1 pseudogene is annotated in these 505 nt (G+C 24.8%); it reads right to left on the minus strand.

The annotated features are described in order from the left end of the window. A pseudogene (locus ES044_RS18390) lies at positions 1 to 505 on the minus strand (hypothetical protein); the annotation flags it as partial.

Here is a 505-nt window from a genome sequence, read left to right on the forward strand (position 1 = left end):
CAAGAATTTGCTTAAAATTAAACATTTGAAAATATATATTTTGCCCGTTTATATCATCTTCTATCCCTGCTTTACGCATATTTAAAACCTCTATTTTGTAATTTTTTTTAGGTAGTGGCTTTTTCGAATTCGAAAACAACGTTTTCCTCTCAATAAGTCCATTTAAATCCTGTAGTTTGATAATTTTGCTATCTTTCTTTAAAATACATCTTAAAAAAAAGGATTCAGAATAAGGTTTAAAAGGGTAATTATTATATAACTCTTTATAAAAATTAGATATTGAACTTGAATTTCCTAAAATAATTTCGTCTAATGTTTCAAATTTACTTTCTAAAAATATTGTGTCCTTTCTTATTTTTTCAAAATTTAAGTGAATAGACTTATAGCCAAGTAGTCTGATTTTAATAGAATCTTTTTCTGAAACAAATAAAAATCTACCTTCGGAGTTTGTCGAAGTGAAATTAGTACTATTGTATATGTCTACATATTCAATAGGTTTTTTTGT

It is taken from the genome of Polaribacter sp. IC066 (assembly GCF_007997085.1).
Taxonomy (GTDB): Bacteria; Bacteroidota; Bacteroidia; order Flavobacteriales; family Flavobacteriaceae; genus Polaribacter.